We start from the raw sequence: 24,101 nt of genomic DNA on the forward strand, positions 1-24,101 counted from the left end.
ACATATAAACCTTGAGCATTGAGGGCAGCTGCCATACTCTTGGCGCAAGAGTATTTACACAAGGATTTTTTATGTCAACGATCAGCCCGGAAACCGCACTGGTGTACACAATGGTAATGGTGTCAGCTTCAGATGATGAAATGACCGATAGCGAACTGATGCGTATGACAGGTCTCGTCGGATATTTGCCAGCGTTAAATAGCTATAATATTGAACGGTTGCGCGCTGATACTGACAGCTGCATAGAAATTCTTCAGTCGGAAGAAGGGCTTGATGCTGTTCTTGGTTTGATTGAGGAAGCCATCCCGGAAAGCCATTATGACCTGGTCTATTCTGTTGCGTGCGAGGTAGCTGCATCTGACGGTACACTTAGCCAGGAAGAGCTTCTTCTCCTTGAAATGATCCGTCATTATCTGAATGTAGACCGCTTAACAGCTGCTGCGATCGAGCGCGGTATCGCTGCACGCCAGAAACTGGTCTAGTCGCCTTATACCCCCGTTAAGGGTCTTCTTGCAAAACAAACGGATATGGCGGTTCGGACCGCCATTTTTCTATGTTTTGAAAGGCTGTAATTTCAGAAAGTGCCGACAGTATTGTTTTACGGTTTTGTGTTTGAACTGCCGCTAACAGCGTTTCTGCCTGTGCCTTAATGATACCATCAAGGGCACTCTGGGGCCTTTCTTCTATGATGCTTTGCAGTTTTTCTTCAGCTTCCGGGTAATATTTCCGGCCAAGACGCACCAGCATTTTTGCATACTCAAGGGTCATGGCTGTGTCTTCTAAGGCATAAGAGTCGCTTTTCTGGAAATATGTCAGCGCCTTGCTGGGGCGGGCACCAAGCACCAGGCGCGCCATAAACCCCGCGGCACTTACTTCACTGTGCCAGCCCCCCAGCGCTGCATAGGGCAAAGGGCTATTGCTAAAATCATTAATTAGTTGTTCCAGACGATTTTTTGTTTCTTTGGCCAGCTTGACGCTTTTAAGCCGTTTGCTTTCAAACCCCATTGCCATGGCAAGGCTTAGACGGTTTGGCAGGGATGTCGGGTCTAATCTGACAGACTTTTCGCAGGCATTCAGGGCTTTGTGCAGCCATGTAACACTGTCGATTCCGGATGTTTTGAACCCACCGATGATCAGTGCGGCTTTACATGAAAGCCCCAGGCTGGTGGCTGAGTTTGTCTCAATACCGGCGGTATAGGCGGCGGTGTAGTCGCCGCGCTGCATGGCGCTGATCTGGTCTTGCTGTGCATATAGGGGGTCCGTCGCGGTGCAAAGTACCGTGATCATTAAGGCCCATATCATCAACCTGTGTGTCATTTAACCAGCATAGCACCGTTTGGGGTTTCCCGGCCAAGAATATGCCGATTATGCTTTCCAGTAGGTGCGGGACAATAAGACAAAGACGGTAAACAGTTCCAGTCGGCCAAGCAGCATGGCTAGTGACAGGATCCATTTGGCAGAATCAGGTAGTGGCCCGTAGGTGCCTGCAGGGCCGATGATGTCGCCAAGCCCCGGTCCAACGTTTGCAAGCGTTGCCCCAACACCGGAGAAAGCCGTAACCCAGTCCAGCCCCGTTGTGGCAACAGCAATGGATAAAACCACAAAGGTCGCCATGAACAGAACCAGAAAGCTCATGACTGAGCTTTTGACATCATCATCAATGGGCTGTCCGTTATAGCGTGCGATAAAGATACCGTTCGGTTGCCATATGCGGTTCATCCATGCGCCCATTGACCGAAACAGAACCTGAAAGCGGAATATTTTAATGCCGCAACTGGCGGACCCTGCGCAGCCACCAATGAACATAACGAGGAAAAACAGGGTGACAGAGAAACTGCCCCACGCGCTATAATCTGTGGTGGCAAAACCGGCCCCTGTCATAACCGATATAATGTTAAAGCCGCCGTATCTGACCGCTTCCCCTAGGGTGAAATCTTTCCAGACCATCAGCCACAGCGAGACGGCAGTGACAAGTGCTGTGACGACCAGAAGAAATGTCTTTGCCTGTTCATCGCGCCAAAAAGCCAAGGGGCGACCCCGCGCCATCTGGATAAGGACAACAAAGGGCATGGATCCGATCACACAAAAACTGAATACGATGAAATCAATGGCAGCACTATCAAAGTTACCAAGGGAGCCGTCACTGGTCGAAAAGCCACCGGTTGCGACGGATGTCATGGCGTGGGCGACGGCGTCAAACGGAGTCATGCCTGCCAGTATCAACAGAATGACACAAATGGCACTTAGACCAACATACAGACCACTGATTGCCCAGGAAATCTGAGCAGCACGGGGCAGGATTTTGTCGCTTGTGTCGGAACTTTCCATACGGAACAGCTGCATACCACCAATTTGCAGCATTGGCAGAATGGCGACGGCCATAACAATAATACCGATCCCGCCAAGCCACTGCAGGATCGCACGCCACATTAAAATACCAGGGGGGGCGGTATCCAGTCCGGTGATCACGGTGGCGCCAGTTGTCGTCAGCCCTGACATGGCTTCGAAATAGGCATCCGCGACGGATAGCTCCAGTTCCGAGAAAACAAGCGGTATGGCGGCAAAGGCAGGCAGTATCAGCCAGGACAATACGGTCAGCATGAAGGCTTCGCGCAGTGTCAGGTTATTTTCCATACCGCGGTTTGCTAAAAACAGCATGCCGCCAACAATGATGGTGATGCCCATAGCCACGCTGAATGTCTGCCAATCGTCGTGGCCTGCAACCAAGTCAATAAGGGTTGGTATTGCCATTGATGCACCCAGCATGAAAATCAGTGCCCCCAGGGCAAGTGCTATCGGCCTGTAATCCAGCATAGGGCGCCTTAATTGATCCTTAGCTCAGCATGAGGGCTATCAAGTGAAAATGCAGGTATATCAACATGGAACTGTTCGCCAGCTTCATTGACAAACTCATACGTGCCGACCATGAAGCCGCTTGGTGTCGTAAGGGGAGTGCCGCTTGTGTAAGTAAAACTCTCCCCCGGTTCAAGCCTTGGGTGTTCCCCGACAACACCTGCGCCGCGCACTTCTTCCACCTCGCCTTTACCGTTGGTAATGATCCAGTGTCGGTTCAGAAGGGTAACGATATCAGCGCCTTCGTTTACAATGCGAATGCGGTACGCCCAGATAAATCTGTCGGTTTCGGGACTGGATCGCTCATCCAGAAAATAGGACTGGACGGCAACACGTATGTCACGGGTTACCGTCTCGAAGGTCATAACATTATCAAGTAGTTTGTCGCTCATGCGACTATAATGTCTGTTTTTTTCAGGAAATGCCAGCCGTTTTAAGAGCTTGCAGCACATCGTTCGCAATGTCTTCCCTGTCTTCAAGGCCGACGGAAAACCGGATCATGCCTGGTGTGATACCAAGTTCCAGACGGCTTTCTTCGGCCAGAGCTTTATGGGTTGTAGACCACGGATGCGTTGCGATTGACCGGCTGTCGCCCAGATTGTTGGAAATGTCGACCATTTCGAGAGCATTCATAAAGGTGAAAGCCTGATCGCGTCCGCCCGGCAGTTCAAAAATAACCATAGTGCCACCGCGGGTCATTTGCGACAGCGCCAGATCGCGCTGCGCAAAGCTGGAAAGCGATGGATGGCGCACGCTATCCAGAACATCAGACAGTTTTTCTGCCAGATATTCTGCATTGTCGCACATGGCATTGACGCGCAGATCAAGCGTTTCCATGCCTTTCAACATAACCCAGGCATTGAAAGGCGACATCGCGCACCCGGTGTGACGATAATAAGGGTAGAGAAATTCTTCATCAAATTCTTTGCTGCACAGGATCATGCCGCCAAGACAGCGGCCCTGCCCATCAATATGCTTCGTTGTTGAATAGGTAACAACGTCCGCTCCCAGGGCTAGTGGCTTTTGCAGAACGGGTGTCGCAAAAACATTATCTACAACCATTCGGGCACCCGCAGATTTTGCCATATCTGCAATGGCGCGAATATCTGCGATTTCCAGCGTTGGGTTGGCCGGGGTCTCAAGGAAGAAGACTTTTGTTGTGTCGCGGGTTGCTGCCTGCCAAGCATTCAGGTCTGTGGCGTCTACGACCGTTGTTTCAATACCGTAGCGCGGCAACAGTTCATCCATCAACCAGCGGCAGGATCCAAACAGGGCGCGGGCAGCCACGACATGATCGCCGGCACGTAACTGGCACAACAGCGATGCCGTCATGGCGGCCATGCCGGTACCGGTAGCCCTACCAATTTCCGCCCCTTCCAAAAGCGCCATTCTTTCTTCCAGCATTGCGACAGTCGGGTTTGTCTGCCGTGAATAGGTAAAACCTTCTGCACGGCCATCAAAGCGCGCTTCGGCTTCTTCTGCGGTTGGGTAGGTAAAAGCAGAGGTCATAAACAGTGCTTCGCCCATTTCGCCAAAGTCGGAGCGCATCGATCCGGCACGGACCATCTGGGTTTTTGGTGCCCAGTTACTGGTTACTTTTCTGTCTGTGCCTTTTTGATACCGCATGGTGATCTCCTTACCTTGGGTGGCAGGCCGCTGTTCGCTGCTTTGCCTTTACGATGAGGGCGACTTTTCGCCGGGCGGAAATTTGACGATTTCCGCACCCAAGGTCAAGGAAACTTATTGATCTTGTGCTGTTTTTCCCCCATATCATGCGGACAGGCGGGTGTAGCTCAATGGTAGAGCAGAAGCTTCCCAAGCTTAAGACGAGGGTTCGATTCCCTTCACCCGCTCCAGCATATTCTGAAACTTTATCTTTAACTGACGTCAGGAGAACAGCAAATGTCCCTTACCATCTGGCATAACCCGCGGTGTAGCAAATCACGTCAAACGCTTGCTTTGCTTGAAGAAAAAGGACAGACTCCGGACGTTCGCCTGTATCTGGAGGACACACCGGACGCGGCAGAGATCAAAAACGTCTTGAAAGCTTTGGGCATCGAGGCACGGGCGCTGATGCGCACGAAAGAGGCCGAGTATAAAGAACAGGGCCTGCAGGATATTACTGATGAAGATGCGCTGATCGCGGCGATGATAAAAACACCCAAGCTGATTGAACGCCCGGTCGTGCTGAAGGACGGTAAGGCAGCGGTTGGTCGCCCGCCAGAAAATGTCCTGTCTCTATTAGACTAATCGCCTGATTTTAGTCATTTTTGTTTTGTTGCGCGCACTATGTCGGTGCGCGTTTCCGTTTTATGCTGTGTTGGTTGTGGGCGCTTTATCTGCGATACCAGCCTTCAGCCCCGGATAATAAAGCCATAGCCCAACGCCGCGTGCTATCAGGAAAACGGCAAAACCACCCCAAATGCCAACCAAGCCATACGGGGCATATAAAAGGGCGGTTGAAAGCGCGAAAACCCCCATTGCAGCCAGCATTGTTATAAACATGGGCCTGGCACGTGTTGCACCAATAAAGATGCCGTCAAACTGGTAGCAGGCAACGGCAATGATCGGCATAACAGACAATAGCGGGATCAGGGTGCTCATACTGGCTTGAACAGCAGGCAAGCTGGTTAGCTGTTCTACGATATCAGCACCAAACACCCAGAATATGACACCGTAAGCGAGGGACGTCAGGACGGCCCACACAGATGTCCGCACGGACCAGAAATGGAACAGGGCACGGTTTTTCGCACCGTATGCGGCCCCTGATAATGCCTCTGCCGCATAGGCAAAACCGTCCAACCCCAGAGACATCAGCATCATGAAAACATTCATAATGTGGCTGGCGGCAAGGGCAACTTCGCCAAGGCCAGCGGCAAGCCTTGTGATCAGGCTCATGCAGGTCAGGAGCACAAGTGTACGCAGAAACAGCCACATATTGACCGACAGAAGCGCCTGCATTTTTTTAAAGACAAAAATACCTTTGCTGCGCCATGCATCGGCTAGCAGGGAGAAGCCGTGATACCGGGCTATGAAAAGAAACCCCAAACCCACGGCCAGATATTCGGCAATAACGGTGCCAAGTGCAATACCCGCCACCCCCATGCCCATGGCGAGAACGAAGAAGAGGTTCAGCAAACCATTGGTAATGTTCAGCACAAGCTGCAACACAAGCGAGGCCCGCGCGCGGGCAATGCCGATCAGGTACCCGTTCAGGACATAAATTAGCAGGGTCGCCGGGGCTGCGAGTATTCGGATATCGAAATAAGCAGACAAGGCAGACATCACACTTTCAGGCGGTGCGAGTGCAAAAACAGCGAAAGCAAAAATACCGTACTGGAGAAGAATGCAGCCTATCCCGAGACATAGTGCGAGTGCAAAACTTCGGATCAGATGGTGGCTGATCAGGCGCGTGTCTTTGGCGCCGTGGGCCTGTGCAATGGCGCCTGTTGTACCCATACGCAGAAAGCCGAACATCCAGAAAACAAAACTGAAAATCGTTGCCCCGGTGCCGACGGCAGCCAGATGACTGGCGTCCGGGAGGTGTCCGATCACCCATGTGTCAACAAGGCCGACCAGAGGCGCGGACGAGTTTGCAATGATCGCCGGGCCGGCAATGGCCCAGATTGCTTTGTCCGCGACTATACTTTCCGGCGGTGTCTGTGTCTGGTGCGTTAGGGTCACAAGATATTCAGCGTCCTATACCAATATAGGTAAAGCCCAGAGACGGCAGATCAGCGTGGCCGTATATGTTCCGCAGATCAACCACAACCGGGGATTTAAGGAGGGATTTAACGCGCGTCATATTCAGGGCACGGAATTCATTCCACTCTGTAATCAGTACCAGAATATCCGCATCATGCATGGTGTCATACGGGTCTTGGTGATAGGTCACATTTTCTAACAGCTTTTCGGCTTCTTCCATGCCCTGGGGGTCATGGGCATGCACGCTAGCCCCTGCATTCTGCAAGGCTGGAATAATATCAAGCGAGGGGCTTTCGCGCATGTCATCGGTGTTGGGCTTGAAAGTTAGGCCAAGGACAGCAATTTTTTTGCCGTCCACGGTGCCGCCTGCTGCATCAATGATCTTTTGTGCCATTGCTTGTTTGCGGTTTTCATTGACGGTTACAACTGACCGGACAATTTCCATCGGTACATCATAGTCTTCTGCAGTGTGGATCAGTGCGCGGGTGTCTTTCGGGAAGCAGCTGCCACCGTATCCGGGGCCGGCGTTTAGAAATTTGCCGCCAATTCGCTTGTCGAGGCCAATCCCCTTGGACACCTGCTGTACATCGGCGCCAACTTTTTCGCACAGATCAGCCATTTCATTGATGAAACTGATCTTAGTTGCTAGAAAGGCGTTGGCTGCATATTTAATAACTTCTGCCGTTTCGCGGTTGGTGAAGACCATCGGCGTTTCATTGAGAAAGAGCGGCCGGTATAGTTCTTTCATCACATCGCGCGCGCGGTCTGTCTCGGTTCCGACAACAACGCGGTTGGGACGCATAAAATCTTCAATTGCGGCACCTTCCCGCAGGAATTCTGGGTTACTGGCCACATCAAACAGGCTTGTATCAAGCAGGCCCGACAGTATTTCCGTAATCTTTTTTCCGGTTCCGACGGGCACGGTGGATTTGGTGATCACCACTGTGTAAGTGGTGATGTAGCTTGCTACTTCTTCCACGGCCTTGAAAACATATTGCAAATCAGCATGCCCATCGCCGCGCCGGCTGGGGGTTCCAACGGCGATAAAAACGGCCTCTGTCCCGTCCATCGCAGATTTGAGGTCCGTTGTGAACTGCAGCTTGCCGGTTGCAACATTCCTGTTCACAAGGGTGTCCAGGCCTGGCTCGTAAATAGGCATGATGCCGGCCTTCAGGTTTTCAACCTTAGTGGCATCCTTGTCTACACAGGTTACTTCGTGGCCAAACTCGGCAAAACAGGTTCCGGATACAAGTCCTACATATCCGGTGCCGATGACTGCAATTTTCATGATCTTGGTCCGTTTTTCAATCTTGGGCGGTTGTGTGTTGGTCGAGGGGTTCCTTAACGCATTCTTTCTTACATTTTAATGACAGAATTGCAAAACGGATTGTTCTGTGTGTTGATAGGAACAGGTTCGAAGGGTTTATGACACAGTCACGTATCATACATGTCTTGCTAGGAGATACGCGGTGCTCGCAGTTTCGTTCCTGAAAGAGGATATATTGAAAGTCGAAAGCGACGAACAGTTGATGCAGCGTGTACAGGCAGGCGATGCGCTGGCGTATGATCAATTGGTACGCAGGCATGCGGACCGGTTCCGGCTGCTTGCGATCCGTACGCTTGGCAACACCGCCCTGGCAGAAGACATGGTGCAGGAATGTTTTGTTAAATTATGGACCAGACCCCAGTCATTTGATGCGGAGAAGTCCAAATTTACCACCTGGTTTTACCGGGTGGTGGTCAACAGGTGTCTGGATGAAAAACGTCGTAAAAGCCCTGCACAGATGCCCGAAGGGTTCGATAAAGCGGATGACCGGGTCACAGCAGACAAGGCTATCGAAAACAACCAGGCAACGGCACATATTCACAAGGCTGTAAACAGCCTGAAAGAGAACCAAAAGCTTGCTGTAACTCTCTGTTATTTCGATGGGTTAAGCAATGCAGAGGCAGCAGAGATAATGGGTTTGAAGGTAAAGGCGCTGGAATCTTTATTGGTTCGCGCCCGTGCAAAACTACGAGATACAATTGCCAAAGGCAGAAGTGAGGTTTGATATGAAACGGAAAATGGACAAACGTACGTTTGAAGAACTCGTCGTTCGCTACGGCAGTGATCCTGATCGGTTTCCGGCAGCAGTTCGTGTCGCGGCGAGGCATTATTGCGAGACAGCAGAAGGTCGCAAAACTTTAGGCAAAGAAACACGGCTGGATGCTGATTTAACAGCACTGCGAGACCTGACACCTGCTCGCGCAAAAGACGACTTCCTGGAACGACTTCTTGCGTTGCCAGATACATACCAGCAGGAGACAGCTGCAGCAGCTATATCAGGCCCCGCACCACTTTGGTCCAGGGTATCATCAATGTTTGACCGCCTGTTTAATGTAGATGAATGGCTGACCCCGTACGGGATTGCGGGACAGGCAGCAATGGTTGTTCTTGTGTTGACTGTTGGGGTGCTAACAGGTTTGCAAAGCCCACCAGCAGATCATCAGGAAATTGATCTATCGGCTAACCTGGTGGCTACGAGCGGATTTATGCTGGAAGAGGGAGACGAGTAAATGTCACGTGTGAGTAAACCACTTCTGATTTTTCTAACTCTGTCGGTCCTTGTGAATATTTATTTAGTGGGTCTGCATTTTGGCAAGGGTTTCCGGCCAGAGGAAACCCGTACAATCCGTGTATCACCTTCCCATGAATTTAGTATGCGGTCTATCCAGCGGCATTTGTCCGAGGAAGAAAAGGATGCTTTCCGCAAGGCCTTGCGCGCCAAAAGGAAGGAGCTGAAATCCAGATTTGAGGCCGTTGGTGATAGTTATGAAGATATTCATGCCGTTATGATTGCCCCTGAGTTTGACCGGGCCGCGCTGGTCGAAGCGCTAAAAGGTCGTGAAGCTGCTCTCAGAACAATTCATGATCCGGCACGGGAAATAATCCTCGACCTTTTTGAAAAAATTGACCAACCAACGCGTGCGGCAATTGCGGCAGATCTGTTAAGCCGTGACCGGGAGAGCCGCCGCGATAAAAAAGACGGCAAGGAATGCAGATCATTTGATGATGCACCGCCGCCACCACCGGGTGAATAATTTCAGCCTTTTGTGTCCGGGCATGCAAGCAGCTGTGTGATTCGTTGTAAAAAGAGCGACTTTTCTGCTAAGATGCAGGCATGACAAGTGTGCCTACAACATCTTTTATCCCGGTGATACCCGCCTCTACGCCTGCCGGTGTGGGGGATAGGCCTGCTGCTGATACGGTGTCCGGCACAGATGCCGTCCGTCCAAATTCAGCAGCTCCGCAATCTGGTGGCAGTACCCAAAACGGCTTAAATCCGTCGTTCCCAGCGGGCACATCAGGGATAGAGGCACAGCTTTTTGGGGCACGCTCTGAAGGGGCCAGGCCAAACTCCCCCTCCCGAGACAGCTCGGATAGTCGTTCTGCCGTGAACGCACAGTCCAGAGGGGGCAGTAGCGAGAAAAAATCATTACCCGGACAATTGACGGATGAGGAGAAAGCCCAGGTACAGGCGCTGAAAGCGCGTGACCGTGAAGTCCGTGCCCATGAAGGGGCACATAAAGCTGCAGGTGGTGCATTAACCGGGGCTGTATCCTATGATTATCAGGTGGGACCAGACGGCAGGCGGTATGCTGTTGGTGGGTCTGTTGATATTGACACCAGCGCAGTTCAGGGTGACCCGGAAGCCACCATTGCGAAAATGCGGACCGTTCAGGCCGCGGCGCTTGCCCCTGCGAAACCATCCGGACAAGACAGGTCGGTTGCAGCGGCGGCAAGTGCAGCCATTCGTGCGGCTGAGGCGGAATTAAGTGCACAGGAACCAGAGGACACGGACCCTGCCAGCGAATCAGAGACTTCTGATGCAGGCGGGCCAGAAGAGAGGACTAGCCGCGCAGAGGCACCTGTTTCTGGCGATGTTTCTGGCAATGCTGTGGGCGCGGACGCCAGCGACACCGGTAATACTCCCCCCGCTTTTGATCCGGCATTTAGAGACGGTTTGCCAGCAACGTTTGCCGACAGAGACAGGGGAATTCAATCCTATCAAAATGCTGTTTCTATTGTTGGTGGCCGCGGGGGCACCTCTGCGGCGTCACTTTTTGCAAATGACGGCCTTTTTGCCGGGGGTGGTGTGGGTGTGCAATCCGATCTGCGCAGTTTTGATGTGCGCGCCTGATATTATGCTGTTACTGGTGCGCCGCGATTTGCGGGGGCATTATCCTTAAAGCTTGACGGCAGACCCAACCGCATCTGAGACGGAGGCGAAGCCTTTTTCTTTCAGAATTTCTGTTAGTTCTGTTTTTATGTCAGCAACTAGGCTGGGACCGTCATATGCCAGTGCTGAGTATAACTGCACCAGACTGGCGCCGTGTGCGATCTTATCAAATGCGTCTGCGCCGGACGAAATGCCCCCAACACCGATTAGCGTTATTTTGCCGCCAGTTGCGCGGTAAATTTGTGCGAGTGTATCGGTTGACAGTTTTTTAAGAGGGGCACCGGAAAGCCCACCGATCTCTGATTTATGCGCGGAGGTGAGTGTGCTGGGCCGGGTGATGGTTGTGTTGCTGACAATCAGACCGTCAAGTGCGTTGTCTAAGGCTACGGCGGCAATATCTTTGATGTCTTCTTCAGTCAGGTCAGGGGCAATTTTAACCAGAATGGGAATGCGCTGCATCCCTGCATCCATTTTGGCCTGTCTGGCAGCAAGGACACGGGTAACCAAGTCATTCAGGCTATCTCGTGACTGGAGGGCCCGCAGACCTGGTGTGTTGGGGCTGCTGATATTTACGGTAAAATAATCAGACAGGCCATAAAGTGCCATTATGCCCGTCACATAATCTTCGGTTCTGTCGGTAGCATCCTTGTTCGCACCCACATTGGCGCCGACAATACCGCCGGGCCGACGGTTTTTCAGCCGGGCAGTGAAATACTCCAGTCCTTTGTTGTTGAAACCGAAACGGTTGATAACGGCTTTGTCTTCCACAAGGCGGAACAGGCGCGGTTTGTCGTTTCCTGCCTGTGGTTTCGGGGTAACGGTTCCCGCTTCGACGAAACCAAAGCCGACATTCAGCATAGCGTTTGAAACATCTGCGTTTTTATCAAATCCAGCCGCAAGCCCTACGGGGTTCGGTAGTTTCAGACCAAATACCTGCGTAGACAGGCATGGGTCATCTTTTTGCTTGCTGGATGGCCCCAGACCGGACTTTAACCCGAATATTGTCAGGTTATGCGCTGTTTCTGCGGACAATGCGCTAAGGATGGGCCGGGCAAGAGGATAAAGATTAATCATGCAGCTAATGCCTTGTTTGGTGTATCAGTCAACTAAGTCGTTCGGGATAACAAGGTCGCCATCCTCGGTGCGCTTAATGGGCGCAAACGATGTAACCTGTTGTTTTTTCAGCGTGTCATACAGATGAGGAAAAAGCTCTCCCCTTCTGGATTTTTCAGCCTTAAGACTGGATTGTTCAAACGCTACCACCGGGAAAGCCGCGACAATAATCTTGGCACAATCTGAAAAATGGGCATCAAGTGTGCCAGCCAGCTGGTCACGGTAAGACAAATGGATGAATCCATCCTGTTTGTCATTGGCAGAGCCGTCAAAAACACCCTTTGATACAAAGGTTTCCCATTCGGACGGTCTGAAGATTTTATAGACTGTTTTATGCATATACTCTGATTACTCAGACTTGTAAGCGTGCGCAATAGTCTTCTGAAACTTTCAGGCCGAGACGCGCCCTAGTTCGCCTGGCTCTCTGTGTCCGGATGTGGGGTGTCGAACGCCAGGGTTTCTATTTTACAGGGCATGCCAGCCCGGGTTGTAATGTCATGGATAGTGGTACAAATCATACCGTTTGTAGGCGTGTAGGTGAAATACTGATGGTATTTAAGTTGGGGACAAAACCCTTTGATGGTCATCAAAATGTCTGGGGCGTTTTTCATACTAAAACGCACTAAACGGTCGGTTTCCACAGTGTAGGACATAACACGCTCTGTATCCATGCACATCAGTTCTTCCCGCTGCACCAGTGCAGGTTCCTCAGCAAGTAGAAGGGTTGCGGGCATGAGGGTACAAAGGAGCCCGGCGCTTGTGCGGAATGTCAACTGTATGTGTTTTTTCATAAGCATGAGTGTATGAAACCTAAAATGAATGAAATATGAACGGTCCCTGTTTTGATTTAACTGCTACACCTTGTATTACCGGCAGGATGTGACAATATCTTAGCATGAGAATAAGAATAAAAGGCGGGTTTTGGGCCTGCCTGTGACAGTAAAGTGGCAGGAATAAAACATGCTTCACGAAGTTTGGTTGTGGATCAAAGAAAAAATTGCTCTCGGTTTTCAGCGTCTGGGTGCTGCTCTGCGCCGGTTATGGCGTTTTTTCCTTGGATATCTTGCAACTGTTTCAGGCTCCACCTGGCGCAAAGTTGCCGTTGCACTGCCTGTCTTATTCTTTCTTTATATCCTGATTGGCATGGCCATTAGTTACAGGGTTGATGACCGTCTGTATGTAAACACAGCACAGGACAGCGGTGCGCCCCAGACGGTTGCAACGGTTATTTATCTTGTTGAAAGAGAAGCAAAACTGAATAACTGGACCGCAAATGACCCGGTCTTTCTGCCGGGTTGGTGGCTTGATAATACACCCAATTTCCAAAAAGGTATTCTGGGGGCTTTGTCGCGCTTCACGTTTGAGCTTCGGGACCAGATTGGTCGCACCCGCGGGTCCAGCGCAGTAGATGTGGATATTGAAAAAGCTGCAGGGAACCTGTCGAAGGAACCGGATCGCTGGATCATGGACTTCTCCACATCTTTGTTGCCGACAACACCGTCTGATGCGTACTTTCGGGAAGGGGCGCGCCAACTGACATCCTATGTTGAACGGCTGAAGCGGGGTGATGCTGTCTATGAAACCCGCGGCGACAATCTGCTTGCGACTTTTGACCGGATTGCTCTTGATCTGGGCGCGTCGTCAGCGGCTCTTGAAAGCTATATTGAAGATAATGCAGGCGGTGTGTTGCCGGACCGCGGTGCAGACGACCTATTTTATCAGATCAAAGGGCAGGTTTATGCTTACTCACTGCTCCTGCGGGCGCTGAAACATGACTTTTCCGGTGTTATTGAGGATAAAGACCTGGGCAAAGTCTATGATCAGTTGATCGTCTCGATGGATGCGGCGGCAAGTCTTGACCCGCTGGTTGTCACCAATGGGTCCATAGACGGTATGCTGGCAAACCATTTGGCGATGCAGGGTTTCTATCTTTTGCGGGCCCGCACACAGATACGGGAAGTGTCAAACATCCTCCTGAAATAGCAAATTGACGCCGTATTTCTGCTTGCAAGCATGGGCTTTGACTGTCACTGTAATTGCATGATGGATACCGACCAAATTTCAGAAGATGGCATCCACCGCCCTATTCGGAAGATTAGCAAGCGGCGGCGGAACCTGCTTGTCGTCGTTGACGGATCCCCGGAATCAAAGGTAGCGATACGGTTTGCGGCGGCGCGGGCGTCCCATATTACCGGGGGCGGCCTTATTCTGTTCCATTGTATCCGGCCAGGAGAGTTTCAGCACTGGGTCGCTGTTGCTGATCGCATGCGGGAAGAAGCACAGGAAGAAGCGCGGCTGCTGATGGATGACGTGGCGGAACGTCTCTATAATTACTGTGGCGTTCGTCCTGAAATTGTTATCCGTGAAGGGGACCCGAAAGAAGAGCTGAAGAAATATATGGATGCAACGTCCGATATTTTTGGTCTTGTTCTGGGGGCCGGGCCAGAAGGTGACCCCGGGCCGCTTGTGGATTATTTCGCACACCAACATACAGGGGAACTATCATGCCCGGTTATGTTGATACCCGGCACCATGACGTATGATCAGGTAGACGAAATGGCATAAGCCATGCGTGGGTGCCTTGGGTTCTTTCGCTTCTTTTAGCTTTTCCCTTAGTTCTTCAGTCTTTCACCGCGTTCCATAGGGCTTGCAACCCCTGTTCATAGGATGGATAGCGCAGCCTAATATTCAGGACTTCTTTGATCTTGGTGTTTCGTACGCGTTTGCTTTCTGCGTAAAAGCTTTTTGCCATGGGACTAAGGTCTGCATCTTCGAAGGCAACTTCTTCCGGCGGCGCAACTCCCATCAGGTTCGCAGCATATAGGATAACATCCTGTGGCGGGGCGGGCGCATCATCGGCAAGATTAAAGACTGTGGAAGGCGCACCACTTGTCATTGCAGCGAGAACAGTCTGGGCAATATCCTCTACGTGGATGCGGCTGAACAGTTGCCCTTCTTTAATTACTCGTCTCGCACGACCTTTTTGAATGGTTGTAATGGCATTGCGGCCGGGACCATATATGCCAGCCAGTCTGAAAATGTGACATACTGAGCCAACGCTGCTTGCAAATTCAGACCAGTCCTTTTCTGCATGTACGCGCCGTATCCCACGGTCAAGCGAAGGGGTAGGCAGGGTTTCTTCATCTACCCATCCCCCATCATGATTGCCGTATACATTCGTGCTGGACAGGTACCCAATCCATGAAAGGTCGCTGCATTGCTGTAATAAAGGCTGGTAGGTGTCGTAGGCAGGATCTCCGTCGACGGACGGTGGGACAGAGACCAAACAGTGGGTTACTGGCGTGCCCGTTGGCATACTACCGAACGGAACGGGGACAAGTCCTGCGTCTTTAAGCTGCTGTTGTTTTTCCGAAGACCGATATGTGGCAGAAACCAGCCAACCAGCGGACAGTGCCAGCGCAGCCACGTAGCCCGCGCTATAGCCGGGGCCAATGATAAACAGATGTTGTGGGTCTTGTGCGCTGGTATTCGTCATTATTGTGTGGTCCTGCCTTGAAATTGCCTCATGAAAACGGCACAGTCGCCGCCATGCAAACTCTCATTAAGATATTCTCTTTTATTCTGATTTCCAGTACCAGCATGCAAGTTGCTGCATTTGATGGTGACCAGAACATCAAAGAGGCTGAAAAGCGTTATGCTGACTGTATGGCGCTGGCACAAAATTCCCCTGATAAAGGCATTGCGCTTGCCCTGGAATGGCAGACAGAAGGTGCAGGCGTTCCCGCACGGCACTGCGAGGCTGTGGGACTGTATCATCTTGGCGAATTTGCGGAGGCCGCTATCCGACTGGATCAGTTAGTCGAAGACATTCGCACCGGTCGCCAAATGCCAATCAACGACGGTAAACGCATGGTTGGCGGCGCGCTCCTTCTGGCCGATATGTATGATCAGGCTGCGAATGCGTGGTTGATGGCAAATGAAATTACCCGGGCTGAAACGGCAATTGATAATGCCTTGTCGCTGGTACCCGAGACGTCAACCCAGGCACAAACATATCTTATTGATCGGGCGCGGATTGCGGCTTTTGACGGTGATTATGCACTTGCTTATGCAGACCTGCAAAAGGTGTATGAGATGAACTCCGGCCGGGCAGATATTCTTTTGTTTCTTGCCAGTGCCGCCCGCAGTTTGAATTATCTGGATGAAGCCAGAGCCGCGCTGACAACTTATTTGTCAGTGTATAGTGATGACCCGACCGCCCATCTGGAAATGGGTAACCTGGAACATGAAACAGGTAATCTGGCAGCCGCACGTCAAAGCTGGTTAAAAGTGTTGCGCTTACAGGAAGCCGGCCCGGACGCAGAGGCTGCGCGCCACAATCTGGAAAAAATGGACCTTAAACCAGAATAGGCAGACTGTGCTGGTTGTCCTGAGATCCGAAGGCAGAGTCTTTAAAGCTTCAGCGTTGCTTCATATAAATCAGGCAAGTTATTTTCAAAGAGGATGGCATCGCCTTTACGTGCATTTTCGCGCACCCATGCTTCTGCATCTTCCTGCTTATCAAATGTCAGTACCATAACGGGCTGTTCTGCTTTTTCTGCGTCCCCGTCCTTGATCCCTTCGATAAAGCTGGGGATACGGTCAGGTGTGACAACAACAGCAATGTCTGCATGGCGTGCAGCAAATTTTCCGACGTCATAGTGATCACTACTGTGTCTGTCGCCTAATTCCACCATGCCCGGGGTGACGAGAATGCGCCTGCCGCCTTCTTCTTTAAGCACAGAAAGCACTTCAAGTGCGGCCTTAAACCCGACCGGGTTTGAGTTATAGGCATCATTAATGATGGTTGGCTGGCCCGGTGTCTTTGTTACCTCTAGCCGGTAGCGGATTTGCGGTACGCTTCTAAGCGCCCCTTTAATCGCAGACCACGGCAGACCTATTTCGCGTGCGGTTGCAGCGGCGATGGCGATGTTCCCTGCCTGATGCGTGCCGTATAGCGGGGCAACCAGTGTTTCTGTTTCGCCGTCAGTTTCAATGGTTATATGAATGCCGTCCTTATCCATTGTAATATCACGGATCGCAACATCCCCCGATGCGCCAACGCTGATATAGGGGCCGGGTCGGTCATGACACTGGGTATTCAGGAGGTCAGCAGGAATAGCATCTTTGCTGATGACTGTCTTGCCGTTTCGGGCAAAGGCATGCTCTGCCATTTCAAATTTGGCTCGTGCAACAGTTTCCAGCGTCTTGAACCGTTCGTAGTGGGCGGCGCCAACGGCGGTGATCACGCCGAGGTCAGGCGGCGCCAGACGGCACAGGCGGGTTATAGACCCGGGGCCGTAAGCCCCCATCTCGACGATGAAATATTTATGATCCGGTTTTAGCTGTTCCCGGATCACGCGGGTAATCCCCATGTCGGTATTAACGCTGCCAGGCGTGGCAAGAGTAGGGGCCGCAGCATCCAGAATATGTGACAGGATATGTTTGGTTGACGTTTTGCCAAAAGACCCGGTGATGCCAATGATATACGGGTTCAGGCTTGCCAGCTTGTCGACCGCTTCCTGCCGAAACTTTGCTTTTACCCGTTCTTCGGCAGGCTCCAGAATTTTATTGGACAGCACCAAGACATAGGGCACAGCCTGGGTCATGACAAGCAGCCACAGAGCTATCAGGCTTAGCCGCCAGTCATAGTCAGTTGCGATAAAATCAATACTGTTGACGTCAATGGAAACACCGTAATTTGTGCCAATCGGGGCAAGGCTTGTGACAGTAAGGCCAAGGGCAATAAGGCCAAAACCCAAGGCGACAAAAACGGTTAGAATACGTTTCACCCGCGTTGTTACAACAAGTGGTTTTTTGCTGTGGCTGCGGCCCTTGCGCGACATGTAAATACCGTGCCCTATGCCCAGTAGCAGAAGAGGTAAAGACCCAACCGCATAGGGGCTCATTCCTTCGATCTGCGTCAGGGTTGCGACGAGCGCGGCCAAAATAAACCACAGACTGGCACGGGTATCAAAAGCCCGTTTGTCCCGAAGCCACATAAGGAAACGCTTGCCATCATACTCTTCCTGTTGGAAGAACATCATATATGTCAGGGCTCGTTCCAACAGGAACCACACCAAAAGCGGGGTTGTGATTGCCAAAATGACAGGGTCTATCGGCAGATTAAATTGCACGGTTATGGCTCCAGAAAGTCTCGAATAAGGGCTTCACATTGATAGGTGCCGCGGGAAAGAATGTCCAGATGGCCAAAGCCTGCCAATTCTTCATAGCGGCCATTTGGTAGCGCAGCAGCATATTTCTGGCCAATTTCAGGCGGCGTTTCCGTATCTTCCGATCCGTAAATCAGTAGAACCGGTGCGGTGACAGAAGCTGCGACAGATGTCAGGTTTTCGCTGACAACGCGGACAAAGGTTGGGCGCAGGGCACCGGCAGCCTTATAATCACGGCTGCCAAACTTATTGCGAAAACGTTCGGTAAAAGTCGTGCCAAACACCTTATCTGCAAAACGCGCCAGTTTGCCCAGTATCTTGATGGCAGTAGACCGGATCTTCATTCTAACAGTCTTTGTGCGCGGAATACCTGCGCCAGCAATCAGGATGACGGCTTTTACCAGATCAGGATGACGTGCTGCCAGCTGGATTGAAACCCTGCCGCCAAAACTGTGGCCAATGAAGATATGTTTCATGGGACCCAGTGCGCGTACCTGTTCTGCCAGGGCGTCCGCATAGTCTTCTGTGCCGGCGCCGTCAGCCAGTTTGGGCGTTTTACCAAACCCCGGCTGGTCATATAGGCGGTGTTGGCCATCCCGTGCAAAAAGGCGCATTAAGCGATCAAGGCTTGTGTGATCCTGCCCCCAGCCGTGGAGCCAAATGTGGGACTGTCCGTCCGTGCCTGAATGTGTATGATACCATTCAGCCATAGCCGCTTACCCGTTTGCAAAAATGGTTGCGCCGCCGGTACCGGCGTCAGTGAGGCCCAGACGCTGTGCGGAAAGGGTGAAACCTTCTGCAATGATAGTATCGGAAAGCGCCAGAAAACTTAGGGGCTCGCTTGCAGCTTCCCATAGGAAATAGGCAAAGGACCCCGGAATGGTGTTGACTTCATTCAGCCATATCTCGCCAGATTTCCGGTTGGACAGAAAGTCAATCCGAACGGAGCCAGCAAGGGAAAGCGCCTCAAAAATCCTGCTGGCACTATCGCGGATGAATGATTCCTGTTCTGCGGATAGACCTTCAGGGTTTAATTCACGGTTGAGCGACGCCATGCCTTCGGATGGACCGGTATCCAGTTTTGGTGCGCCAGGACTGCCGCCAGCCAGATACTTGTTTTTAAAATCAAGCAATTCTGCGTCCATTAACGGGCGTTCAATGGCGGATGTGTGGATGTTGCCGTCCTGATCCCTGCGCACCGCGACATTATATTCGCATAAGTTCGGTACAAAGGGTTCAATGATCACGCTGCTATCGACCCGGAAGGCGGTCATCAGTGCTGCGATCAGGCCGTCCATATCGTCTGCTTTGCCGACACCAACACTTGACCCCAGATTGCAGGGCTTCACGATCAGGGGGAAGGACCAATCTGGAATACCAGCGGCCAACTTTGCGGTGATTTCTTCTTCCTGCAGAAAGGATCCTTTTGCGGGGCGGGAGATTTTGATCTCTGGCAATACATCTATGCTGTTATGCCGGGCGCAGGATTTCAGGAAAGCCTTATCCATTGTTGCAGCGGCCCCAAGGGACCGGCAGCCAGCAAACGGAATACCAGCGAATTCAAGCAGGCCCTGCAGGCTGCCGTCTTCGCCGTTCGAGCCGTGTATGGCCGGGACCAGCAGATCGAAATACAGGTTTTCCTGCTTGGTACCCATCAGCCCTTTTTTGGAGACAGTGAAAGCCGGGCGCCCGGTTGCCGGGGCCGCGCTTAAGTCCAGCTTCACTTCAGTCAGGCCCGCTGATTGGCCGGACACAGGATAATTTGACCGTTTCAGCAACGCATCGCCGGTCCACATCTGGCCCAAGGGGTCGACATATACAGGCAGTCCCTGATATTTGGCAGGATTAAGCGCTTCCAGAAATTGAAGACCGGTCAGAACGCTGACATCATGTTCAACGCTACGGCCACCAAAAAGTACGGCAATGGTTTTCTTCTGCACCCTAAAATCCTCTGCAAATTCTGGTCATAGTGTTTGTTTAGCCAAATTCTGGCATAACAGCAAAGTGAAATAAAAAATTTGACAAAGCGTGACGGTTTCTGGGCATGATAATGGCATTTGGCATATATGGAATCAGATATGTTTTCAGGGAGATACAGAATGAAACTTAAACTGGCTGTTGCTGCTGCGTTATTGTCAACTTCAGTAAGCGCGCAGGACTGGGACAAAGTAGAAATCCGAACAGAGCCGGTGCGCAACGGCATCCATGTTCTATACGGCGCTGGTGGTAACATTGGTGTGTCTGTCGGTGAAGACGGCGTCTATATTATTGATGATCAGTATGCGCCGCTCAGCGAGAAAATTTCTGCTGCGATTGCGACACTATCTGATAAGCCGGTGCGGTTTGTCATCAACACCCATTATCACGGTGACCACACGGGTGGTAACGAGTATTTTGGCAAGGCAGGGGCCGTTGTCGTTGCGCACGATAATATCCGCCTGCGGCTTGAGCAAGGGTCGTTCCTGAAGGTGTTTAATATGAAAACACCGCCGCAAACAGGTGCGGCGCTGCCGATTGTTACTTTCAATGACGAGATGTCTTTGCACCTGAATGGGGACGAGGCACGGATCATCCATGTCAAGAATGCTCACACAGACGGCGACAGCGTGGTGTATTTCAAGAAGGCAAATGTCTTCCATATGGGGGATACACTTTTCGCGGACCGACTACCGTTCATTGATGTTGATGGGGGTGGCTCCATTGACGGTGTGATCGCGGCTGCCAAAAAGGTTATTGGTATGGCGGATGACGATACGGTTATTATTGCCGGACACGGGCCAAACCTGAACAAGTCACAGCTGCAGGCTTATCATGATATGCTGGTGTCTGTGCGGAATGAAATAAGCGGTCTGAAGGCGTCAGGTTTGTCGCTTGAGGATATTGTGGCTCAGCGCCCGCTTGACGACCTGGAGGCTGGCTGGCTGTCGGCCGGTGCGGAATGGACGGACCTCTTTATCGGGTTTGTATATTCGTCACTACCTACGTCTTGATGGGCACAGACATTCCCTGAATACTGCGCGTGCAGGGGCTGAGACAGAAAAATGGGGCCGTTGGCCCCATTGTTTTTTTGCTGGGCGGTCGCTGTCATGCCCGGGTTATTATTATGCAGTGCCAATCAGGGCGGCGAGGCTATCCACGTACGCCTTAAATTTTTCCCTGCCGGTGTCGGACACACGGACTGTCGTTTGCGGTTTTTTATCGACAAAGCTTTTCTCAACAATCACATAGCCGTTTGCTTCAAGTTTCGATAGATGGGTCGACAGGTTTCCGTCTGATACTTTTGTTTCCTTTTTCAGCGCGGTAAAGTCTGCGGATCCTGCCGTCATCAGATAGGACATGATTGCCAGCCGTACCCGCGAATGAATGACATCGTCGATCGCGCGGTAATCAAAGTCTGTCATACGCTTGTCTTTGCCTCCGTTAGCACTTCACTGCGCGATGCGCGGATCAGGACGGCAGGCACGAGGATCAGCACAATACAGGCACCCGCCAGCACCAGCAGCATTTCTTTCGTATGGCTGGCGTCGTGGGTGAAATAGGCCATCAGTCCCCACCAGCCAACGGCTGTTGCTTTGAATATAAAAAGACCGGTGACAACGCCGTTGATCAGGTGCACAGCGCCGTAGAGGCCACAGGCGAGAATGGTGATAGTCACAGGATCAAACGTACCAAAGGCAAGGGTGGCAAAGAAATAGAAAGACATAGTAATCCCGATCGACATATAGGCCGTGCTGTAGGCTTTAATAACAGGATTGTTTTTGTCTGTGGCAGTGTTGGTTTTGATACCGATATAGATGCTGGCAGCCCAGCCGATAAGGATTGGCGGCAGCCAGATCGTGGGAATAGAGGCACTAAAATAGCCCAGGGCTTCAAAATATTGTGCCAGAAATGCCGCAGCAAGAAGTGTCCCCCAAACAATCATGTAGGTTGCGTTAAAGCGCGTCTGGCGCTGCCCTGCTTCCATCATTTCCCGAATGAAGGCCAGATTTTCTACGGCCTGACTTTTTGTACTCTCGCTAGCCATGGATATTTCCCTTTCTTTTTTAATTAACTTTGAAAAACAAAGTACACTGAATCATCAAAGTGTCAAGGGTATTGTTTGTTTCCTGTTCTGGTGGGGGGAAAGATTAAAGAAAGGCGCAAGCCCACTATGATATCAGAAGGACAATAAAAAAAGGCCCCGGACGGGGCCTCTCGGATGCTAGTGCTGTGCACTGATTAGTGTCTTGATACTGTTACGGGGGATTATTCCTCAGACAGGTCAATACTGACTTTGCGTGTTACACCGTTCGGGCCAGGAAATTCCTTGAACAGAGTTTCCGCCAGAAGAGGCACAACATTTGGCAGCGAGTTTTCCCGTGCGTCTGTTTCAGAACGACCTTCATAGACCACTTCCCCGTCCGGCGTTTTGATTTCTACGAACAGCTCAGCATGGTACACAGTTTTGGCAACCAGTTCGTTCTGGAATGGGTCGTAAAACGGGTCATAGACACCCCAATGCCCCCAATAGTAGCGGGTGCGGTTATAGTAGCCGGCGTAGGATGCAGGGCGATTGTAGATTTTTTCGCGGCCATCAGAAATGCGCACATCGAAACCGACGATATAGTCAGGCTGATTGTCTCCGGATTCGCTGAAACCATACTGTTTCAGTTGATAGCCGATAGCGGCACCATATTGACGAAACTCCAGGCTTTCCTGTTTGCTGCTGTCCATTGGCACAATTGCAGCGGTCCCCCGGATTGGGCTGCCGATGGTGTGAAAGGTGGAAACATCACTGGAAAAATATGAACTACACGCCCCAAGCATAAGCGCAGCAGCAATCACCAGTAATTTCTGCGTTGCAACAAATGGTTTAATCACGATCTTTGTCTCCGTCTTGGTACATGGGCTTTTGTGCCACTATACAGGCCGTTACCTGAACCTTAGCTTAATATTCGCCCTCAAAGCCAGAAAAACCGGATTTAATTCAGGCAATTGGCCTTATGACAAGAAGCCGACAGCTTTGCGCACATCTGCCATTACCGGCTCTGCAATAGCACGAGCCCGCTCCGCTCCGTCGCGCAGGATGGAATCGATATAGGCGTTGTCTTTTTGCAGACGTGCCATTTCCTCGGTGATCGGGGCCAGCTTGTCGACAACAACTTCTGTCAGGCCCTTTTTCACATCCCCAAATCCTTTACCTTCATATTCGAGACAAATCTCATCCCGGCTGCGCGCGGACAGGGCAGCATAAATACCGATAAGGTTCTGTGCTTCTGGCCGTCCCTCGAGCTCGTCTGCTTTTGCTGGCAGCAGCTCCGGGTCGGTTTTTGCCTTGCGGATTTTTTGCGCCAACGTGTCTGCGTCATCATTCAGGTTAATACGGCTGTATTCTGAAGGGTCAGACTTTGACATTTTCTTGGTGCCGTCGCGCAGGCTCATAATCCGGGCGCCTTCTCCCATGATGATGGGCTCCACAATGGGGAATAGCTCAGTGTCGTAATCATGATTGAACTTCTGTGCGACATCACGGGTCAGCTCCAGATGCTGTTTCTGATCTTCACCCACAGGGACGTGTGTTGCCAGATACAGGAGGATATCCGCTGCCATCAGGTTTGGGTACACATACAGGCCAGCAGAAGCCTTCTCGCGGTTTTTGCCAGCTTTGTCCTTGAACTGTGTCATACGGTTCAACCAGCCGATGCGGGCAACGCAGTTAAACACCCACGCCAGTTCAGCGTGACCTGCCACCTGTGACTGATTGAACAGGATAGACTTTTCAGGATCCACACCAGAGGCGATATAGGCTGCTGCCGCTTCCCGTGTTTGCGCAACAAGCTCTGCCGGGTCTTGCCACACAGTGATAGCATGCATGTCAACGACGCAGTAAATACACTCATAGTCATCCTGCAAGCCGACCCAGTTTCTGAAAGCCCCCAGATAGTTTCCAAGATGCATGTTGCCGGATGGCTGCGCGCCAGAAAATACACGGTTCACTGTGTTGCTCCATAAAGTTGATGGTTAACCCCGTTTTGGGGCTTGATTTGCCTTATGACAA

The 24,101-nt window shown here is 51.5% G+C and carries 27 protein-coding genes and 1 tRNA gene; 11 read left to right on the plus strand and 17 right to left on the minus strand.

Going from position 1 to position 24,101, the window contains the following annotated elements; genetic code table 11:
- Positions 1-71: 71 nt before the first annotated feature.
- Positions 72-482, plus strand: coding sequence for a tellurite resistance TerB family protein (locus IE181_RS03685; RefSeq protein ID WP_191250190.1), 411 nt, complete (start codon positions 72-74; stop codon positions 480-482).
- 16 nt (positions 483-498) lie between these two features.
- On the opposite strand, the gene IE181_RS03690 is transcribed toward IE181_RS03685, so the two are convergent.
- The 4 genes from IE181_RS03690 to metZ all read right to left on the minus strand — a co-directional run bounded on the left by IE181_RS03690 (position 499) and on the right by metZ (position 4,479).
- Positions 499-1,287, minus strand: a complete 789-nt coding sequence (locus IE181_RS03690; protein ID WP_191250191.1) for a hypothetical protein — start codon at positions 1,285-1,287, stop codon at positions 499-501.
- Positions 1,288-1,365: 78 nt separating this feature from the next.
- Positions 1,366-2,814, minus strand: coding sequence for a TrkH family potassium uptake protein (locus IE181_RS03695; protein ID WP_191250192.1), 1,449 nt, complete (start codon positions 2,812-2,814; stop codon positions 1,366-1,368).
- Positions 2,815-2,822: 8 nt separating this feature from the next.
- The gene (gene apaG, locus IE181_RS03700) at positions 2,823-3,245 is read right to left on the minus strand and encodes a Co2+/Mg2+ efflux facilitator ApaG/CorD (RefSeq protein ID WP_229819132.1); all 423 of its coding nucleotides are present in this window, start codon (positions 3,243-3,245) and stop codon (positions 2,823-2,825) included.
- 22 nt (positions 3,246-3,267) lie between these two features.
- On the minus strand, positions 3,268-4,479 hold the full coding sequence (gene metZ / locus IE181_RS03705) for an O-succinylhomoserine sulfhydrylase (protein ID WP_191250193.1): 1,212 nt from the start codon (positions 4,477-4,479) through the stop codon (positions 3,268-3,270).
- Positions 4,480-4,635: 156 nt separating this feature from the next.
- Between metZ and IE181_RS03710 the strand changes: the two genes are divergently transcribed.
- A tRNA-Gly gene (locus tag IE181_RS03710) sits at positions 4,636-4,709 on the plus strand.
- 46 nt (positions 4,710-4,755) lie between these two features.
- On the plus strand, positions 4,756-5,103 hold the full coding sequence (arsC, locus tag IE181_RS03715) for an arsenate reductase (glutaredoxin) (protein ID WP_191250194.1): 348 nt from the start codon (positions 4,756-4,758) through the stop codon (positions 5,101-5,103).
- A gap of 60 nt (positions 5,104-5,163) precedes the next feature.
- Here arsC and IE181_RS03720 read toward each other — a convergent pair whose 3' ends face one another.
- Together IE181_RS03720 and IE181_RS03725 are read right to left on the minus strand one after the other, a co-directional pair.
- Positions 5,164-6,537, minus strand: coding sequence for an MATE family efflux transporter (locus IE181_RS03720; protein ID WP_191250195.1), 1,374 nt, complete (start codon positions 6,535-6,537; stop codon positions 5,164-5,166).
- Between the two features lie 7 nt (positions 6,538-6,544).
- On the minus strand, positions 6,545-7,846 hold the full coding sequence (locus IE181_RS03725; protein WP_191250196.1) for a UDP-glucose dehydrogenase family protein: 1,302 nt from the start codon (positions 7,844-7,846) through the stop codon (positions 6,545-6,547).
- Positions 7,847-8,027: 181 nt separating this feature from the next.
- On the opposite strand from IE181_RS03725, the gene IE181_RS03730 reads away from it, so the two are divergent.
- The 4 genes from IE181_RS03730 (at position 8,028) to IE181_RS03745 (ending at position 10,739) form a co-directional block, all read left to right on the plus strand.
- Entirely contained in the window at positions 8,028-8,609 is a 582-nt protein-coding gene (locus tag IE181_RS03730) for a sigma-70 family RNA polymerase sigma factor (RefSeq protein WP_191250197.1), read from the plus strand.
- 1 nt (position 8,610) lies between these two features.
- Complete coding sequence (locus IE181_RS03735; RefSeq protein WP_191250198.1) at positions 8,611-9,114, plus strand: hypothetical protein; 504 nt, start codon at positions 8,611-8,613, stop codon at positions 9,112-9,114.
- A complete protein-coding gene (locus tag IE181_RS03740; protein WP_191250199.1) occupies positions 9,115-9,639 on the plus strand; it encodes a periplasmic heavy metal sensor in 525 nt (174 codons plus the stop codon).
- 80 nt (positions 9,640-9,719) lie between these two features.
- Complete coding sequence (locus tag IE181_RS03745; RefSeq protein WP_191250200.1) at positions 9,720-10,739, plus strand: putative metalloprotease CJM1_0395 family protein; 1,020 nt, start codon at positions 9,720-9,722, stop codon at positions 10,737-10,739.
- Between the two features lie 45 nt (positions 10,740-10,784).
- Here IE181_RS03745 and IE181_RS03750 read toward each other — a convergent pair whose 3' ends face one another.
- From IE181_RS03750 to IE181_RS03760, 3 genes are all read right to left on the minus strand, one after another.
- Positions 10,785-11,852 carry a quinone-dependent dihydroorotate dehydrogenase gene (locus IE181_RS03750; RefSeq protein WP_191250201.1) on the minus strand — a complete coding sequence of 356 codons (1,068 nt, stop codon included), beginning with the start codon at positions 11,850-11,852 and terminating at the stop codon, positions 10,785-10,787.
- Between the two features lie 24 nt (positions 11,853-11,876).
- Complete coding sequence (locus IE181_RS03755; RefSeq protein ID WP_191250202.1) at positions 11,877-12,230, minus strand: DUF952 domain-containing protein; 354 nt, start codon at positions 12,228-12,230, stop codon at positions 11,877-11,879.
- A gap of 68 nt (positions 12,231-12,298) precedes the next feature.
- Positions 12,299-12,625, minus strand: coding sequence for a hypothetical protein (locus IE181_RS03760; RefSeq protein ID WP_191250203.1), 327 nt, complete (start codon positions 12,623-12,625; stop codon positions 12,299-12,301).
- Positions 12,626-12,851: 226 nt separating this feature from the next.
- On the opposite strand from IE181_RS03760, the gene IE181_RS03765 reads away from it, so the two are divergent.
- Together IE181_RS03765 and IE181_RS03770 are read left to right on the plus strand one after the other, a co-directional pair.
- Positions 12,852-13,874, plus strand: a complete 1,023-nt coding sequence (locus IE181_RS03765) for a DUF2333 family protein (RefSeq protein WP_191250204.1) — start codon at positions 12,852-12,854, stop codon at positions 13,872-13,874.
- A 60-nt stretch (positions 13,875-13,934) separates the two neighbouring features.
- Positions 13,935-14,456, plus strand: coding sequence for a universal stress protein (locus IE181_RS03770; protein ID WP_191250205.1), 522 nt, complete (start codon positions 13,935-13,937; stop codon positions 14,454-14,456).
- A 55-nt stretch (positions 14,457-14,511) separates the two neighbouring features.
- Here the strand turns inward: IE181_RS03770 and IE181_RS03775 are convergent, their stop codons facing one another.
- Complete coding sequence (locus IE181_RS03775) at positions 14,512-15,387, minus strand: SDR family oxidoreductase (RefSeq protein ID WP_191250206.1); 876 nt, start codon at positions 15,385-15,387, stop codon at positions 14,512-14,514.
- 53 nt (positions 15,388-15,440) lie between these two features.
- On the opposite strand from IE181_RS03775, the gene IE181_RS03780 reads away from it, so the two are divergent.
- Positions 15,441-16,262, plus strand: coding sequence for a tetratricopeptide repeat protein (locus IE181_RS03780; RefSeq protein WP_191250207.1), 822 nt, complete (start codon positions 15,441-15,443; stop codon positions 16,260-16,262).
- 41 nt (positions 16,263-16,303) lie between these two features.
- Here IE181_RS03780 and IE181_RS03785 read toward each other — a convergent pair whose 3' ends face one another.
- From IE181_RS03785 to IE181_RS03795, 3 genes are read right to left on the minus strand one after another with little or no spacing between them, the layout of a single operon-like run.
- Positions 16,304-18,028, minus strand: a complete 1,725-nt coding sequence (locus tag IE181_RS03785; RefSeq protein WP_191250208.1) for a Mur ligase family protein — start codon at positions 18,026-18,028, stop codon at positions 16,304-16,306.
- A 2-nt stretch (positions 18,029-18,030) separates the two neighbouring features.
- A complete protein-coding gene (locus IE181_RS03790) occupies positions 18,031-18,774 on the minus strand; it encodes an alpha/beta fold hydrolase (RefSeq protein WP_191250209.1) in 744 nt (247 codons plus the stop codon).
- A 6-nt stretch (positions 18,775-18,780) separates the two neighbouring features.
- Entirely contained in the window at positions 18,781-20,004 is a 1,224-nt protein-coding gene (locus IE181_RS03795) for a D-alanine--D-alanine ligase (RefSeq protein ID WP_191250210.1), read from the minus strand.
- Between the two features lie 159 nt (positions 20,005-20,163).
- Between IE181_RS03795 and IE181_RS03800 the strand changes: the two genes are divergently transcribed.
- The gene (locus tag IE181_RS03800) at positions 20,164-21,054 is read left to right on the plus strand and encodes an MBL fold metallo-hydrolase (protein ID WP_191250211.1); all 891 of its coding nucleotides are present in this window, start codon (positions 20,164-20,166) and stop codon (positions 21,052-21,054) included.
- Positions 21,055-21,165: 111 nt separating this feature from the next.
- Here the strand turns inward: IE181_RS03800 and IE181_RS03805 are convergent, their stop codons facing one another.
- The 4 genes from IE181_RS03805 to trpS all read right to left on the minus strand — a co-directional run bounded on the left by IE181_RS03805 (position 21,166) and on the right by trpS (position 24,040).
- A complete protein-coding gene (locus IE181_RS03805; protein WP_191250212.1) occupies positions 21,166-21,465 on the minus strand; it encodes a winged helix-turn-helix domain-containing protein in 300 nt (99 codons plus the stop codon).
- Positions 21,462-22,088, minus strand: a complete 627-nt coding sequence (locus tag IE181_RS03810; protein ID WP_191250213.1) for a hypothetical protein — start codon at positions 22,086-22,088, stop codon at positions 21,462-21,464. Before IE181_RS03810 ends, IE181_RS03805 begins: the two co-directional genes overlap by 4 nt.
- 221 nt (positions 22,089-22,309) lie before the next feature.
- Positions 22,310-22,924 (minus strand): DUF4136 domain-containing protein, encoded by a 615-nt coding sequence (locus IE181_RS03815; protein ID WP_191250214.1) that lies wholly within the window; start codon positions 22,922-22,924, stop codon positions 22,310-22,312.
- Between the two features lie 120 nt (positions 22,925-23,044).
- A complete protein-coding gene (gene trpS / locus IE181_RS03820; protein WP_191250215.1) occupies positions 23,045-24,040 on the minus strand; it encodes a tryptophan--tRNA ligase in 996 nt (331 codons plus the stop codon).
- Positions 24,041-24,101 lie beyond the last annotated feature (61 nt).

The organism is Kordiimonas sediminis (assembly GCF_014656395.1).
Lineage (GTDB): Bacteria > Pseudomonadota > Alphaproteobacteria > Sphingomonadales > Kordiimonadaceae > Kordiimonas_A > Kordiimonas_A sediminis.

Coding starts and splice junctions, on each gene's coding strand:
- IE181_RS03760 (WP_191250203.1), bottom strand. CDS start 12,625: ATGCCCGCAACCCTTCTACTTGCTGAGGAACCTGCACTGGTGCAGCGG.
- arsC (WP_191250194.1), top strand. CDS start 4,756: ATGTCCCTTACCATCTGGCATAACCCGCGGTGTAGCAAATCACGTCAA.
- IE181_RS03690 (WP_191250191.1), bottom strand. CDS start 1,287: ATGATCACGGTACTTTGCACCGCGACGGACCCCCTATATGCACAGCAA.
- IE181_RS03685 (WP_191250190.1), top strand. CDS start 72: ATGTCAACGATCAGCCCGGAAACCGCACTGGTGTACACAATGGTAATG.
- IE181_RS03745 (WP_191250200.1), top strand. CDS start 9,720: ATGACAAGTGTGCCTACAACATCTTTTATCCCGGTGATACCCGCCTCT.
- IE181_RS03695 (WP_191250192.1), bottom strand. CDS start 2,814: ATGCTGGATTACAGGCCGATAGCACTTGCCCTGGGGGCACTGATTTTC.
- IE181_RS03725 (WP_191250196.1), bottom strand. CDS start 7,846: ATGAAAATTGCAGTCATCGGCACCGGATATGTAGGACTTGTATCCGGA.
- IE181_RS03805 (WP_191250212.1), bottom strand. CDS start 21,465: ATGACAGACTTTGATTACCGCGCGATCGACGATGTCATTCATTCGCGG.
- IE181_RS03750 (WP_191250201.1), bottom strand. CDS start 11,852: ATGATTAATCTTTATCCTCTTGCCCGGCCCATCCTTAGCGCATTGTCC.
- apaG (WP_229819132.1), bottom strand. CDS start 3,245: ATGAGCGACAAACTACTTGATAATGTTATGACCTTCGAGACGGTAACC.
- IE181_RS03755 (WP_191250202.1), bottom strand. CDS start 12,230: ATGCATAAAACAGTCTATAAAATCTTCAGACCGTCCGAATGGGAAACC.
- metZ (WP_191250193.1), bottom strand. CDS start 4,479: ATGCGGTATCAAAAAGGCACAGACAGAAAAGTAACCAGTAACTGGGCA.
- IE181_RS03765 (WP_191250204.1), top strand. CDS start 12,852: ATGCTTCACGAAGTTTGGTTGTGGATCAAAGAAAAAATTGCTCTCGGT.
- IE181_RS03810 (WP_191250213.1), bottom strand. CDS start 22,088: ATGGCTAGCGAGAGTACAAAAAGTCAGGCCGTAGAAAATCTGGCCTTC.
- IE181_RS03800 (WP_191250211.1), top strand. CDS start 20,164: ATGAAACTTAAACTGGCTGTTGCTGCTGCGTTATTGTCAACTTCAGTA.
- IE181_RS03780 (WP_191250207.1), top strand. CDS start 15,441: ATGCAAACTCTCATTAAGATATTCTCTTTTATTCTGATTTCCAGTACC.
- IE181_RS03790 (WP_191250209.1), bottom strand. CDS start 18,774: ATGGCTGAATGGTATCATACACATTCAGGCACGGACGGACAGTCCCAC.
- IE181_RS03735 (WP_191250198.1), top strand. CDS start 8,611: ATGAAACGGAAAATGGACAAACGTACGTTTGAAGAACTCGTCGTTCGC.
- IE181_RS03775 (WP_191250206.1), bottom strand. CDS start 15,387: ATGACGAATACCAGCGCACAAGACCCACAACATCTGTTTATCATTGGC.
- IE181_RS03770 (WP_191250205.1), top strand. CDS start 13,935: ATGGATACCGACCAAATTTCAGAAGATGGCATCCACCGCCCTATTCGG.
- IE181_RS03740 (WP_191250199.1), top strand. CDS start 9,115: ATGTCACGTGTGAGTAAACCACTTCTGATTTTTCTAACTCTGTCGGTC.